This is a genomic window from Corynebacterium massiliense DSM 45435 (assembly GCF_028609805.1).
Lineage (GTDB): Bacteria > Actinomycetota > Actinomycetes > Mycobacteriales > Mycobacteriaceae > Corynebacterium > Corynebacterium massiliense.
Genome location: NZ_CP063189.1, coordinates 1091941 through 1105096, shown reverse-complemented (window position 1 = coordinate 1105096; position 13156 = coordinate 1091941). Strand labels below are relative to the sequence as shown.

Annotated in this window: 10 protein-coding genes and 1 tRNA gene; 7 read left to right on the top strand and 4 right to left on the bottom strand. The window is 64.2% G+C overall.

Annotated features, from left to right (window positions below; genetic code table 11):
• Positions 1–47: 47 nt before the first annotated feature.
• Positions 48–2327 carry an accessory Sec system translocase SecA2 gene (secA2, locus tag CMASS_RS05200; protein WP_022861954.1) on the bottom strand — a complete coding sequence of 760 codons (2280 nt, stop codon included), beginning with the start codon at positions 2325–2327 and terminating at the stop codon, positions 48–50.
• Positions 2328–2399: 72 nt separating this feature from the next.
• On the opposite strand from secA2, the gene CMASS_RS05195 reads away from it, so the two are divergent.
• The 3 genes from CMASS_RS05195 (at position 2400) to CMASS_RS05185 (ending at position 4107) form a co-directional block, all read left to right on the top strand.
• Entirely contained in the window at positions 2400–3551 is a 1152-nt protein-coding gene (locus CMASS_RS05195; RefSeq protein ID WP_027018436.1) for a bifunctional alpha/beta hydrolase/OsmC family protein, read from the top strand.
• Positions 3552–3557: 6 nt separating this feature from the next.
• A complete protein-coding gene (locus CMASS_RS05190; RefSeq protein ID WP_022861952.1) occupies positions 3558–3944 on the top strand; it encodes a YchJ family protein in 387 nt (128 codons plus the stop codon).
• 86 nt (positions 3945–4030) lie between these two features.
• Positions 4031–4107: transfer RNA gene (locus CMASS_RS05185), tRNA-Pro, on the top strand.
• Between the two features lie 131 nt (positions 4108–4238).
• Here CMASS_RS05185 and CMASS_RS05180 read toward each other — a convergent pair.
• Positions 4239–5399, bottom strand: a complete 1161-nt coding sequence (locus tag CMASS_RS05180) for an IS481 family transposase (protein ID WP_273665899.1) — start codon at positions 5397–5399, stop codon at positions 4239–4241.
• 409 nt (positions 5400–5808) lie between these two features.
• Between CMASS_RS05180 and CMASS_RS05175 the strand changes: the two genes are divergently transcribed.
• The 3 genes from CMASS_RS05175 (at position 5809) to CMASS_RS05165 (ending at position 10596) form a co-directional block, all read left to right on the top strand.
• A complete protein-coding gene (locus CMASS_RS05175) occupies positions 5809–7158 on the top strand; it encodes an IS256 family transposase (protein WP_273665896.1) in 1350 nt (449 codons plus the stop codon).
• Between the two features lie 225 nt (positions 7159–7383).
• The gene (locus CMASS_RS05170; protein WP_273665911.1) at positions 7384–8673 is read left to right on the top strand and encodes an HNH endonuclease signature motif containing protein; all 1290 of its coding nucleotides are present in this window, start codon (positions 7384–7386) and stop codon (positions 8671–8673) included.
• 336 nt (positions 8674–9009) lie between these two features.
• Entirely contained in the window at positions 9010–10596 is a 1587-nt protein-coding gene (locus CMASS_RS05165) for a hypothetical protein (protein ID WP_156831838.1), read from the top strand.
• 36 nt (positions 10597–10632) lie between these two features.
• Here CMASS_RS05165 and CMASS_RS05160 read toward each other — a convergent pair whose 3' ends face one another.
• Complete coding sequence (locus CMASS_RS05160) at positions 10633–10824, bottom strand: antitoxin (RefSeq protein ID WP_022863833.1); 192 nt, start codon at positions 10822–10824, stop codon at positions 10633–10635.
• A 90-nt stretch (positions 10825–10914) separates the two neighbouring features.
• Here CMASS_RS05160 and CMASS_RS05155 point away from each other — a divergent pair, with 90 nt between their 5' ends.
• Positions 10915–12117: a site-specific DNA-methyltransferase gene (locus tag CMASS_RS05155; protein WP_051126892.1), complete on the top strand. Its 1203-nt coding sequence runs from the start codon at positions 10915–10917 to the stop codon at positions 12115–12117.
• A gap of 34 nt (positions 12118–12151) precedes the next feature.
• Here CMASS_RS05155 and CMASS_RS05150 read toward each other — a convergent pair whose 3' ends face one another.
• Positions 12152–13150: a CE1 family esterase gene (locus tag CMASS_RS05150; protein ID WP_022863831.1), complete on the bottom strand. Its 999-nt coding sequence runs from the start codon at positions 13148–13150 to the stop codon at positions 12152–12154.
• Between the last annotated feature and the right edge of the window lie 6 nt (positions 13151–13156).

Here is a 13156-nt window from a genome sequence, read left to right as displayed (position 1 = left end):
AATAATAGCGGCAATTGGCCCGCGCGCGAGGGCCGTCTCCCCCATCGCTAGCGGAAGATATTGCCAATCCCGGAAAGAACCGTGTTGCCGCTGCCCGCCAACGGGTTGTCCGAGACCATGTACGTCCACGTCGCCGAGGGCCGGGCCAGCCCCTGGTCGGCGAGGTGCGCGCCGTCGGCATTAATGACGACGTCGCGGAACGTCTCCACCGCCTCGTCGACCGCGCGCTGCGCGAGCTCTTTAAATTCACGCACCGCGATCCGGTGGTACTCATCCACCGGGGTCTCCCGGGCGATCGCACGCAGGTGGATGGATTCGCGGACATCGTCCAGCATCTCCAGGTGCTCCGCCCACGCCATGTCGAGGTGGTAGAGCATGATCTCGCGCGCGGCGGCCACCCGCGTTTCCTGGTCGATGCCGCGTAGCTCCGCCGCCCGGTCTGGGTCGCGCTCGGCGAGTTCCTCCCAGGCCTGGTCCGTATCCAGCAGGCGGGCGCGGCGCTTGTCGATGATCCCCCGCTGCTCCGCCACCAACCTGTTGTACTTCCAGGTCTGCGCATGGATTTCCAACAATTCCGCCTCGGTGACGCGCTGGCAGTGGGCGATAAAATCGCGCACCTTTTTACTCTCCACCCGGCCCTCGGCATCCGGATGCGCCGTGATCTTTTCGCCCGCGCCACCCTGCTGGACCACGTCGTCTTCCAGCGAGACGAAGAACTCGCTCAACCCCGGATTGCCCTGGCGGCCCGCACGGCCACGCAGCTGGTTGTCCAGGCGCGCGGTGCGGTGCAGCGAGGTGCCGATGACGGCGAGCCCGCCGCGATCTACCACGGCATCGTGATCCGCCTCGGTGTGACCGCCGAGTCGGATATCCGTGCCGCGGCCGGCCATCTGCGTCGAGACAGTCACCCGGCCGATATCCCCGGCCTCGGCGACGATCGGCGCCTCTTCCGCATCGTTTTTCGCGTTGAGGACGTTGACCTCAATGCCGTCGGCGCGCAGCACCTCGGCAAGCTCCTCGGACTCCGCAACGTCGTGCGTGCCTACCAAAACCGGCTGTCCGGCCGCGTGCAGGCGCTCAATTTCCGCGACGATCGCGCGGTTTTTCTCCTGGGCAGTGGCATAAATCCGCGCCGGCTCGTCAACGCGCTGCACAGGTTTGTTGCGGTCGATGACCGACACGTAGAGATCGTAGAACTGGCGCAGCTGGTCGACCGCCTCGACCGCGGTGCCGGTCATGCCACACACCGTCGGGTAGCGCTGCATGAACTCCTGGATGGTAAGCGTGTCCAGGATGCGCCCGCCCTCGGAGACCTTGAGCCCCTCTTTCGCCTCCACCGCGGCCTGCAGGCCGTCCGGCCAGCGCTGCAGGTCTGCGACGCGGCCGCGGGAGGCATCGATAAGCTGCAGCTTCCCGTCGGTTACTAGGTAGTCGATGTCCCGGGTCAACAGCGCCTTCGCGTGCAGCGCCAGGTTAACTTTCACCAGGGTGCTGCCGACGTGGTCGGCGTCGTACAGCGAGGCGATCCCCAGCTCGCGCTCGACGCGCTGCGCGCCCGCGTCCGTCAGCGACACCGCGCGCCCGTCTGGGTTGACGGTGTAGTGTTCGCGCTCGCGCAGCCGGCTGACCACGGCGGTGACCTGCCCGGTCGGCGCGTCGCTTTCGCGCGTGCCGGCTAGGACCAGCGGCACCAGTGCCTCGTCGACGAGAACGGAATCGGCCTCATCCACCAGCGCGACGTCCGCACGGCTTTGCACCGCCTGGGAGCGATCGGTGATCTGGTTGTCGCGCAAAGCGTCAAAGCCCAGTTCTTTGATGGGCGCGTAGACCACGTCCGCGGTGTACGCGTCACGGCGCGCGGCCGCCGGCATCTTCTCCGTCACCGACGCCACGGTGAGGCCGAAAAACTCCACCAGCGGGCGCATCCACTCGGCGTCGCGGCCGGCGAGGTAGTCATTGACAGTCACCAGGTGCACCGACTTGCCGGACAGCGCAAACCCCGTCGCCGACATCGCGCCCACCAGCGTCTTGCCCTCGCCGGTGGCCATCTGGATAACGTCGCCGTCGAGCATGCGCAGCACCGCCTGCAACTGCACGGCGAAAGGTGTAAGCCCCAGGCGGCGCTCGCTGGCCACGGCGAGCGCAGCCAACAGGGTCGCCGGATCCCCCGCGGCGGCGGAACGGCCGGCGGCTGCCACGGCGGCATCGTCACGCGCGGCCAGCTCCCCGGCCACCCGCTGGGCCTTGTCGACCACCTTCCGCGCCGACTTCAAATTACGGTCGTGCTTGGCGCCCAGCGCGTTCCAGAACCAATCGAATGCGCCCATTCGCTTCCGACTCTCCCTTGCTCGTTGGCCTTGTGTGCTTGCTCGAGTTGTCGCTCCGTTATTCTAGTGCGCATGCGATCCGTGAACGTGCAGCTGCCATCCTCAACGGGACTCACTTTGGCGGGGACCATCGACTTCCCTGACTCTCCGCCCCGTGCTTATGCGATCTTCGCCCACTGCTTTGCCGGCTCGCGGCACACGCCGGGCGCGGCCCGAACGGCGAAACGCTTGACCCAGCACGGCATCGCCACGCTCCGCTTCGACTTCCCCGGCCTGGGGCAGTCTGAGGGCGAGTTCGCGGACACCAGCTTTAGCCAAAACGTCGCCGACATCAAGGCCGCGGCGGCCTGGCTCGAGGACAACTACTCCGCCCCGCAGCTGCTCATGGGGCACTCGCTCGGGGGCGCGGCCTCGCTCGCGGCGGCCAACGACATCCGCTCGCTGAAGGCCGTGGCCACCATCGGTGCGCCCTTCGACCCAGCGCACTCGGTACTGCACTACGCGGACAAGATTTCCGAGGTCGACGAAAACGGACTCGCGGAGGTCACCCTCGGCGGCCGGCAGCTGACCATCTCGTATTCCTTCCTGGAAGACCTCGCGGAGACGAACCCGGAGACCTACCTGCGCACGCTGCGCAAGCCGGTGCTGCTGTTGCACTCGCCGATTGACCAGACGGTGGGCATCGACAACGCGCAGACTATTTTCACCGTCACGCGCTACCCGAAGTCCCTAATCTCGCTGGATAAATCCGACCACCTGGTCACCCGCCACGGAGCCGCCGCCCGCGCCGCCGATCTCATCGCCGCGTGGGCGGAGAACTTTATCGAGCCCGAATACTCCCCGGAAGAAATCGGGCCGGATACCGCCGAGACGCACCTCGCGTTTGGCACCAAGATGGGCGTGGTTGTGCGCAACAACGACCGCGCACTCACGTCGGACCGCGCCAAGGGCGACGGCGGTCGCGGCGAGGGCTTCACGGCGCAGGGACTTTTGCTGTCGGCCATCGCCGCCGATACCGCCCAGGCCATCAAGGAGGCCGCGAAGGGCATGCCGCTTGACGATGTCCACGTCACCGTCCGCCGCACCTCCCCCACCCAGTTCGCCCGGTCCGTGGATCTGGTAGGCGATCTGTCACCTGCGCAGCGGGAGGCGCTGCTCGCCGCGGCCGGGAGCGGGTCGGTGGAGACCATGTTGCGGTCGTCCGTGGTCACCGAGGAGGCGTAGCGAGCGATGGACGCATCGACGCGCTGCCCGTGCGGCACCGGATTTTCCTACGGCGAGTGCTGCGGCAAGTACCACGCGGGGGCGAAGGCTCCCACCGCCGAGGCGCTGATGCGCTCGCGGTTTAGCGCGTTCGTGGTGCGGGATTCGGAATATCTTCTGCGCACCTGGGACGCGGACACTCGCCCGGAGTCGCTGAACCTGTCGGCGCCGGACGCGCCGAACATCCGCTTCTACCGGCTGGACGTCTTGGACGTGGTTGCGGGCGGCCCGTTGGACAATCAGGGGGTGGTGGAGTTCGAGGCGTTCTACAAGGGCGACGCGGTCGGTTCCCAGCGCGAGCGCTCCACCTTCGCGCGCCGCGGCGGCGAGTGGATCTACGTCTCCGGGATGTAATCGCGCCGGTGAGGTGACCTGCCGATTGGGAGATCCAAATCCCTCTGATGTAACCTAGGTGAGTCGCTCACTCGGTGGGCGGCAATCGGACTATGGCGCAGTTTGGTAGCGCACTACACTGGGGGTGTAGGGGTCGCAGGTTCAAATCCTGTTAGTCCGACCAGTGTCCTGTGTCGCGTCATAGTTGACAAAACTGTCGCGACATCGTTGACAGATGGGCGTCCGCCGAGTTTTTGTTCTCGGTGGGCGCCTTTTGTTTTCTGGGGGTTAGTTGAGTGGGGGTTCGCCGTGTTTCTAGATTGGGGCTTGGTAGTTGCGGCTGGTGTCGATGTAGTGCTCGGTGATGATGGCGCCGGTGTCTTTGAGTGATGTGGTGATGTGGCGGTCTTTGATGATCATCAGGACGTGGTGGCCGGTGTATTTTCGGCCCATTCCTAGGTGGTAAAGCCTGCCTGCGTAGCGGATGGTGCAGCGGCCGGCTTTGTCGACTTTGTCGTTGCGTGTACGCCATTCGTCGGTGGGGTTGTCGTCGGGGCTGGCTTTCGTGGATGCGTTGTAGACCTCGTATGGGGTGCGTCTGCCGAGGGCTCGGTGTGGGCGGTTGGTGTTGTAGTAGGCGGCGAATCGGTCGAGTTGTTGTTGTAGTTCGTCGATGGTGTTGACGGTGGGTTGGCGCGATAGCCACCGTTTGAGTGTTTGGTGGAATCGTTCGATTTTTCCTTGGGTTTGTGGGTGTCCTGGCCTGCCGTTTTTCTGTTGGATCCGGTGGTTGCGGATGAGTTTTTCGAAGGCGTTACGGCCGCCTTTTGCCCCGGCGTTGCGGGCGGTAAACACCAGCCCGTTGTCGGTGAGGGTGGATTGTGGTGGGCCGAAGTCGCTGATGAGGTGTGATAGTTCGTCGGCGACGGCAGGCCCAGAAAAGGACCGGCTGGCTGTAATGGACAGCAGCAGTCGGGAGTGGTCGTCGATGAAGTCGAGGATTTCGACGCGTCTTCCGCCGGTGAGATATGCGTGTGTGATGTCTGCTTGCCAGCATTCATTGGGGCGGGATGCTTCGAAGCGGATAAATGAGGTTCTCGGCCGCTTTTTTGGTTCTGGCTGCACGAGGCCGTGGTCGCGGAGGATGCGCACGATCGTCGAGGTAGATGGGGCATACATACCTTGTTGTTCCAGGTGGAACTGGATGGTTTCTGCCCCGGAATCCAGCCCGGAGTGGTCGAGTTGTTTGCGCATGTTGATGATGGTTTTCTTGAGCTTTTTGGATACTGCGCGTGGGTTGGAGTGCGGTGCTTTCGACTTCGGCTTTACCGCTTGTGGGCCGCCAGTGTCGTAGCGGCGGAGTAAGGCGTAGACCCACTGGCGGGACACGTTGAAACGCGTAGCGACTCGGGCGACTGGTTGGTGTTGCTCGCGGACAGCTTTGATGATCGCGAGATTGCGGTTCGGACTATTCATGCTGTCAACGATGACGCGACACACCTGTCAACTGTCATCGTGTCTTCGCCCCGGCTGGGGATGTAAAGGATGTCCCGACACACCTGTCAACTGTCAGTGACGTTTCCCCAGAACAGATTTGTAAACTATGTCATGACTTCAGACACTGTTAGTCCGACCAGCAGCGGGTCTCGTTTCGGGGCCCGCTTTCGCGTATCTCATGCGTGGTCTCAAGCTGTTTTCGTTGTGTTCCCCTCGTTCTGCGCGCTTTCCGTTCTGCGTGCTTTCCGCTCTGCGCGCTTTCCGTTCGCGCAGCTTCTTTGGTCCGCGCAAATCGGTTCCCTCTGCCGCGCCTCTAGTCTCTTGAGAAGAGGGAGGGTGTCAGGAAGTTTGTGTGTGAGGCTCTGATCTAGAAGGAGTTTCACCGATAATGACTACGGTGTCACCGAAGAAAAACCATGACCCGGCAAAGGTCAATGAGATCAGCGAGAAGCTGATGGAAAATCCTGAGCTCGCCAGCTTGATCAGCGAGCTGTCGGCTTCCGCTGATGATGCAAGCGAGCTGGTCAAAGGCCTGCTACAGGCATCAATCAACGCTGGTCTGCAGGCGGAGATGGATGCGCATTTGGGCTATAGCCATTCTGACCGCAAGACCAAAGCCCAAGTCGAATCCGCACAGGGCAACAATCACCGCAATGGGTCGTACACCAAGACCGTCAATTCTGGCTACGGCGCGGTGGAAGTGACCGTGCCCAGGGACCGTGCCGGCACCTTTACTCCCCGGATGGTGCCCAAGGGCGCACGCCGACTCACAGAACTCGACGACATGATCGTCTCGCTATACGCCGGCGGGATGACAGTGCGCGATATCCAGCATCACCTCGCGACCACGCTCGGGGTGGATATGAGCCCGGATACGATCAGCACCATTACCGATGCGGTGTTAGACGAGGTCATGATCTGGCAAAACCGCCAGCTCGACGAGTTCTACCCGGTGATCTTCCTCGACGCGCTACGCGTGAAAATCCGTGACGGCCACCGCGTGGTCAACAAGTCCTGCTATATGGCGGTTGGCGTCGACATGGACGGCATCAAGCACATCCTGGGATTGTGGATCGCTGAAAATGAAGGTGCCGCATTCTGGGCATCGGTCTGCGCGGATCTGGCCAACCGCGGTGTCCAGGACGTGTTCATTGTCTGCTGCGACGGGCTCAAAGGCCTGCCGGAAGCCGTGGAAGCCACCTGGCCGAATTCCATGGTGCAGACCTGTATCGTGCACCTGATTCGGGCTGCGAACCGGTGGGTGTCCTACCAAGACCGCAAAGGGGTCTCCCGGGCGCTGCGTGAGGTCTACACGGCCGCAAACGAGGACACCGCCCGTGCCGCCTTGGATGCGTTCGAAGCCAGTGAACTGGGCCGGAAATACCCGCAATCGGTCAAAGTCTGGCGCGACGCTTGGGAGCGGTTCGTGCCGTTTCTACAGTTCCCGCCGGCGGCACGCCGGGTGCTCTACACCACCAATTCGATCGAGTCGCTGAATGCTGAACTGCGTAAAGCTACCCGTAACCGCGGCCAGTTCCCGAACGATACCGCGGCGTTGAAAACGCTGTGGCTGATGATCTGCAACATCGAAGACAAGCGCGCCGCCCAGCGAGCCAAGAAAGCGAAGCGCGATATCGAATGCAACGGCTATATTGAAGGAGCGAAAGCCACCGGGTGGAAACAAGCCATCAACCAACTAGCCGTGGCTTACCCCGACCGATTCGCGGACTACTTGTAAACCAAACCCCCGCACACAAAGAATCGGACACTCTCAGAAGAGGTGCGAAGTGTACCGGCCCGTCGTTACCGCCGCATCCCCGCACTCGGCCCGCGAGCAAAGATGTGGATAACCCCGCCCATTTTTGTTGAACGTTAAACCAATTCTTCCCCCGCCGGTCCGCTTATCCACAGGCCTCCTCTCGTCCGCTAGCCGTGGCTGGCGGTGCGCTTTAGGTTCAGGTTCATGACTCTCACGAACCCCGCCGCCAGCTCCACTAGCCAATCCCCCGATACGCCTCTCCTCGAGGCGTTCGCGGGGTTGCTTGCCGATGGTCTCAGCCTCCTCAATGCGTGCCGTGACCACACCCGCGACGAGCTGATACAGCTCGGCATACCGGACACCACCGCCCGGGATTTAGCCAAACTCGCAGATACCTACTTCGGCCAAACTGCCTATACCCGCCTACGGGATGAGACCCTTACAGCCATTGCGGAAAACCAGCACAGCCTTGTCACCCTGTTGGCGGTAGAAAAGCTCACCAACCAACTCAAACACTCCCGCGACAAATGGAAACTACGCCACCACGCCACCAACCACCCCGGCCCCACCAGCGCCGTATGTACAGCCGCCAGAGCCTACTGCCGAGGTTTGAAAGACCCACCCCAACCACCACAACCCGGCCTAGACATCATCCGGCGTAAATCAGGTGATACCTGGACACTGAAACTACACGCCACCAGCGACCAAGTCGCCGAAATGGCCCAACACATCACCACCCCAGAAGACCTCATCGGGCTGATCCGCCACCACGAACACACCACCGCCACCGGCACCACCACCAACAACGCCGCCGCGCACACGTCATCGAATGAGCCACACGCCGCCGGGGCCAATAGCTCGGGTGACAATCAGCAATACTCCACCAACTCAAGCCCTGCAGCCGCACATCCTGACAACGGGCACACGGCCGGCGACTACCCCGCCCCGGAGGTGACAACCCAGCACGTTATCTGCACCGAATGCGGCGCCACCACGGAAGCCACCCAGGTTGTCGCAGGCTTGCGCACCAACGTAATCATCACCCTCGACCAGTTCACCGACATCCTAAACGACAACGGCGACGACGTCTTGCTCAAGATGACCAACGGTGCAACCATCACCGGCACCGAGCTGGTTACCCGCATGCTTGCCGACATCGGGCTGGTTACCCTCGTCCACCCCGTGGAAGGGCCGATCAACCTGTACCGGCTAAGCCGGTTCGCCAACGACAAGCAACGCCTGATGGCGATGGCCGAAAACCCCACCTGCCCATGGGACGGATGCCACCAACCGGCAGACACCGCCCAAATACACCACCTAAAAGCGTGGAAGAACGGTGGCAACACCAACCCGAAGAACCTGACCGTTGCCTGCCCCTACCACAACGGCGTCAACGACGACGACCCGTCAAAACCCCGCCGCGGGCGGCTAGAACGCGTCAACGGCAAAGTCCGCCGCATCCCACCCTGGGCCACCACCTACCAAGCCGCCTAGATGGTCACGCCCGGCCGAGCTGCATCCGGCAGGGAGGGATACAGAGACAACGAAAGGCAGATAAAGCTCAGGGGATCTCAACCTCGCATCGCTGGGCCGAGAAGTAATCCCTCGTGCTGAGAAGGTTGAAGACGGACGAACCCGCAGCCGGGAAAGCACCGCTCCCCCGGCCTCCTTGGCGATCGCAATTTCAGTTCACGCGGTGTGGGTCGGTGAGGGGTGGGCGGTGGGGAGCATCGTCAAGCAGGTACGCCCGGGCGCGGTAAGCTCGCCTCGATGGAGAAGACGTCGAGAGTACACAGCGCGGCACCGCTATTCGCAGTGGTGATTGTCGGGGTGGCAATCCGGACCGCCGTAGCCGCAACAGGTTGGTTTTACTGGGACGACCTCACCCTGCACGCGCAGGCGCTGTCCGATCCCTTGCCGGACATCCTCACCCGCAGCCACGACGGGCACCTCATGCCGGCGGCATGGTTAGTGTACTGGCTACTCGCGAAGCTAGCGCCGCTGTCATGGCCGCCCGCCGTCGCGGTGCTCGCCGTACTCAACCTCGCCGCGTGCGCCGGTGTCGCATGGCTGTGCTGGACCATCGCGCCACGCCGCACGAGCGCTTTCCCCATCGCCCTCTACGCCGCCGCCCCGCTCACCCTCCCCGTCACCACGTGGCTCGCCGCCGCGGTCAACAGCCTCCCGCTACACGCCGCGACGGCCTTCGTCGCCGCGACGGCCATCCGCTACGCCCGGCGCCCCACCGCAGCGAAACTCGCCGCCCTCGCCGCCATCACCGTCGCCGGCTGCGCCTTCAGCGAACGCATGCTGCTTTCCGCTCCCTTCGCACTCCTTCTCGCGTGGTGCCTCAAACCCACAAAACGTCTTTTGCGCGCCACCGCCGCCACGTTTATCCCCCTCGCCGCGTGGGCCGCGGTCTACGCCATCGCGGTCGGCGATCCGCGCCCGGCACCGGACGGGGCTGCGTCGGCCTGGGAGGTGGTGTACCGGGGCATCGTCAAGGGGCTCATCCCGACCGCCGCCGGCGGCCCGTGGCACTGGGACCGCTGGATCCCCAGCCCGCCGTGGGCCACCCCTCCCGCAGCCGCCGTCGCCGCGGGCGTTGCCGTCATCGCTGCCGCCGCCTGGTGGTCACGGAAGAATCTCCGCGCATGGCTGCCTACCCTCATCTACCCGTTCGTGGCGCTCAGCGCCCTCGCCATCGTCCGTAACGGCCCCGACACGGCGCCGGAAATCGCCCTGACGCTGCGCCACTTTTCCGAAACCGCCGTCTTCGCCGCCGCGGCGGCAGCCACCGGCAACTGGCAACGCCGCGCCCCGCGCCTTACTGCCGCGGCCCTCGTCGCCTCGGCAGCCGTCAGCACCGCCACCTTCGCCGCCCAGTGGCACCCCCAGCCCGCGCGCGACTACTTCACCCGCTTGCGCGCGGACCTCGCCCGCCACGACGGCCCCGTGCTCAATCAGGCCGTTGACTTCTCCGTGCTCACTCCCATCACCCACCCCGATAACCAGCTCGAACGCCTCCTTCCCGGCGTCGAGCGTTGGTCCGACCAGCCGACCGTGGTCACCCCCGACGGCACGCTTGCCGATGCCCAGCTCTACCCCATGCGCACCACCACCGCCGGCCGCGACGGCGACTGCGGCACGCGCATCGACGCCAACACCGAAAAGCCGCTCCGCCTCGACGGCCCGCTTATGGACCGCGAGTGGGTGGTCCGCTTGAACTACTTGGCAGACGAAGACGGCACCGCGAGCTTGCGCCTGAGCGGGAAGGCGCAAGAATTCCCCGTGAAAGCCGGCCTCAACCAAATCTACGTGCAGGTCGCCGGCGGCGGCGACACGCTGCGCGTCGGCACCGGCCCCGGCACGTGCGTGCAAACCAGCGAAATCGGGCTTATCACGACACAAAAATAGCCCCGCCGAAATAGCGGGGCTGGGTAGCGCGCGGGCTTACTTGTCGTCGCCCTCGCCGCCCTGGTTGAGCTGCTCGTCGATCTTCTGGCGAGCCTGGTCGATCTGCTCACCCTTGTCCTCGCCGAGCTTGTCCTTGGCCACGTCCTCGGCCTTGTCCAGGCCCTTCGAAACGGCGTCGCGGCCCTGGTCGGTGTTGAGTGCGTCCTTTGCCTTGTCCATCAGACCCATGAGATAACTCCTTTTTGTCGAAGGTGTGCTTACGCGCTCCCACGGTACCGGCATCGCCAGGCGCGTGCCATCTATACTTGGGTGCCGAACATGGACGATTTTTTCGGTTTAACGTGGCCCGGCAAGGACGCCGCAGCGCAGCAGGCTTCGCAACCCTCCCCGATGCAGTTGCTTGCCGATGCCCCTGCCTCCCCCAACGCCGTCTACACCGGCGACAACCTCGACGTGTTAAAGCTGGCGGATATCACCGCCGACGTCATCTACATCGATCCGCCGTACAACACCGGCCGCGATTTCGGATACCGCGATAACTTCCGCGGGCGCAGACCGGCGCATGCCGCAGATTTCGCGCAATGGCACATTCCGTGGCTCAACATGATGCTGCCGCGGTTGATCCTCGGGCGCGACAAGCTCGCAGAAACGGGGTTCATGTTCGTCTCCATCGGCGAAAACGAGGTGGCGAACCTGCGCAAGGTGCTCGACGAGGTCTTCGGCGAGGAGTGTTTCGCCGGCCAGTTCATCTGGAAGAAGGCGGGCACGGGGAAAAATGATGCGCACTACGCCATCGTCGAGCACGAGTACGTGTTGGCGTACGCGAAAAGCGCGGACAATCCCGGGTTTGGCACCGATTGGGACGGCGCGACGTCGACGCGGTACAACCATCGCGACGCGCGGGGCGAGTATTCCCTGGTGCGCCTGGATTCGAAGACGCTCGGATACGTCGCCTCCCTGGACTATCCGATCACGGGCCCGGACGGGACGGTGTACGAACCGGAGCAGCCCGGCGGCGAGCGTGTGGCGCGCTGGCGGTGGAGCGCAAAGAAGGTGCGGGACGACTACGACCAGCTGGTGTTCCGCAACGGGCATGTGTATACGAAAAACTACCGCAAGAAAGGTGCGCGGCCGCGGTCGATTCTCGCCGGGCCGCGGTTCGGGGTGACGCGCACGGGTCGGCGGGATGCGGAGGCGGCCCTCGGGATTCCCGGGGTGTTCGATTTTCCAAAGCCAGTGGGGCTTGTAAGCCACCTGATTTCGATTGCGGCCGGCGATGATGCGGTGGTTCTCGATTTCTTCGCCGGTTCCGGCACCACCGCGGAGGCCGTGGCGCGGCTCAATCGACGCGACGGCGGTTCGCGGACGTTCCACCTTGTCCAGCTGCCGGAGCCGACGCGCCCGGGTTCAGCCGCCGCGCGCGCCGGGTTTGCCACCTTGGCCGAGGTGTGCCGCGCCCGCGTCGCCGCGCTTGGCGATGCCCACGCCCCCTTCACCCACTACCGCACCGCCCCGCGCTAATTTCGCTCGGCACGCTCAGCGTCGGGCCGTCTGGTTACGGCGACGGCTCCCGCTTCGGGGTGTCGTCGATCTCCTTCTCCTTGTCCTCGGTGCCGTCGGGGCGGCCCGGGATGTGGAAGAAATCGAGAATCTTGTCGGTGGCGAAGTGGCGGCCGTCCTCGGACTTCTTGTCGGTGCTGCCGCCCGGCCAGGTGTGGGACCCGCCGCCGATGCGAATGTGCACCAGCGGTTTCTCGCAGCCGACCCAGCTCTGCCGGAACGCGGTGGTGGAAATACGGGTGGTATCGACGGCGTTGTCGCACTGGTTACGGCGCGCGTCCTCGGACAAGACGTCCGGCACCGAGTTGTACGGCGTGTCGTGGCGGGTGCCGCCGAAGTAGCTGATAATCGGGTCGTCGGTGCCGTGGATATCCAGCCGGGACAGCGGCTTGTCGGAGCAGCCCTTGTGAATCGCGTCGTAATAGGCCGCCGACACCGAGGCGATTCCGGCGAAGACATCGGGACGCTGGCATCCCAGGTAGGCGGTGAAGCCGCCGCCGTTGGACATACCCGCAGCGTAGATGGCGTCGTCGTCGACGCTGTAGGTCGCGCGCAACGCGTCGATCATGTCGTCGACAAACTTCAGGTCTTCCCGGCCGGTCGTCTTGGCGTACGGCGCCGGCGCCCATGCCTTTTCCTTGCCCAGCGGGTACACGCTGATGGCCTCGGCATCGTCAAACGACGTGCCCGTGCGCATCGACTCGTTGTCCTGCCCGTAGCCGTGGAAGGCGAACAACAACGGCCAGTCCTTCGACGAGTCGTAATCCGCCGGCAGGTGAACGAGGAACTCGCGGCCCGACGGCAGATTCACCGACTTGACCTCCCCGGGCTCCGGGCCGGATATCGGGGAGCTCTTCGGGATGCCCAGGCCGTCGGGTTTTACGGACAGGTTCGGGGTGGTATCCGGCGGGGCGACCTTATTCGGTGGATCGCCGCACCCGGCGAGCAACAGTGCTGCCGCTGCAATCGCCGTCAGAGCCGCTTTTGCCTTCACACTCAC

Excerpts from the sequence above, each read along its gene's own strand:
- CMASS_RS05155 (WP_051126892.1), top strand. The coding sequence starts at position 10,915 with ATGGACGATTTTTTCGGTTTAACGTGGCCCGGCAAGGACGCCGCAGCG.
- CMASS_RS05170 (WP_273665911.1), top strand. The coding sequence starts at position 7,384 with ATGACTCTCACGAACCCCGCCGCCAGCTCCACTAGCCAATCCCCCGAT.
- CMASS_RS05160 (WP_022863833.1), bottom strand. The coding sequence starts at position 10,824 with ATGGGTCTGATGGACAAGGCAAAGGACGCACTCAACACCGACCAGGGC.
- CMASS_RS05175 (WP_273665896.1), top strand. The coding sequence starts at position 5,809 with ATGACTACGGTGTCACCGAAGAAAAACCATGACCCGGCAAAGGTCAAT.
- CMASS_RS05195 (WP_027018436.1), top strand. The coding sequence starts at position 2,400 with ATGCGATCCGTGAACGTGCAGCTGCCATCCTCAACGGGACTCACTTTG.
- CMASS_RS05180 (WP_273665899.1), bottom strand. The coding sequence starts at position 5,399 with ATGAATAGTCCGAACCGCAATCTCGCGATCATCAAAGCTGTCCGCGAG.
- secA2 (WP_022861954.1), bottom strand. The coding sequence starts at position 2,327 with ATGGGCGCATTCGATTGGTTCTGGAACGCGCTGGGCGCCAAGCACGAC.
- CMASS_RS05190 (WP_022861952.1), top strand. The coding sequence starts at position 3,558 with ATGGACGCATCGACGCGCTGCCCGTGCGGCACCGGATTTTCCTACGGC.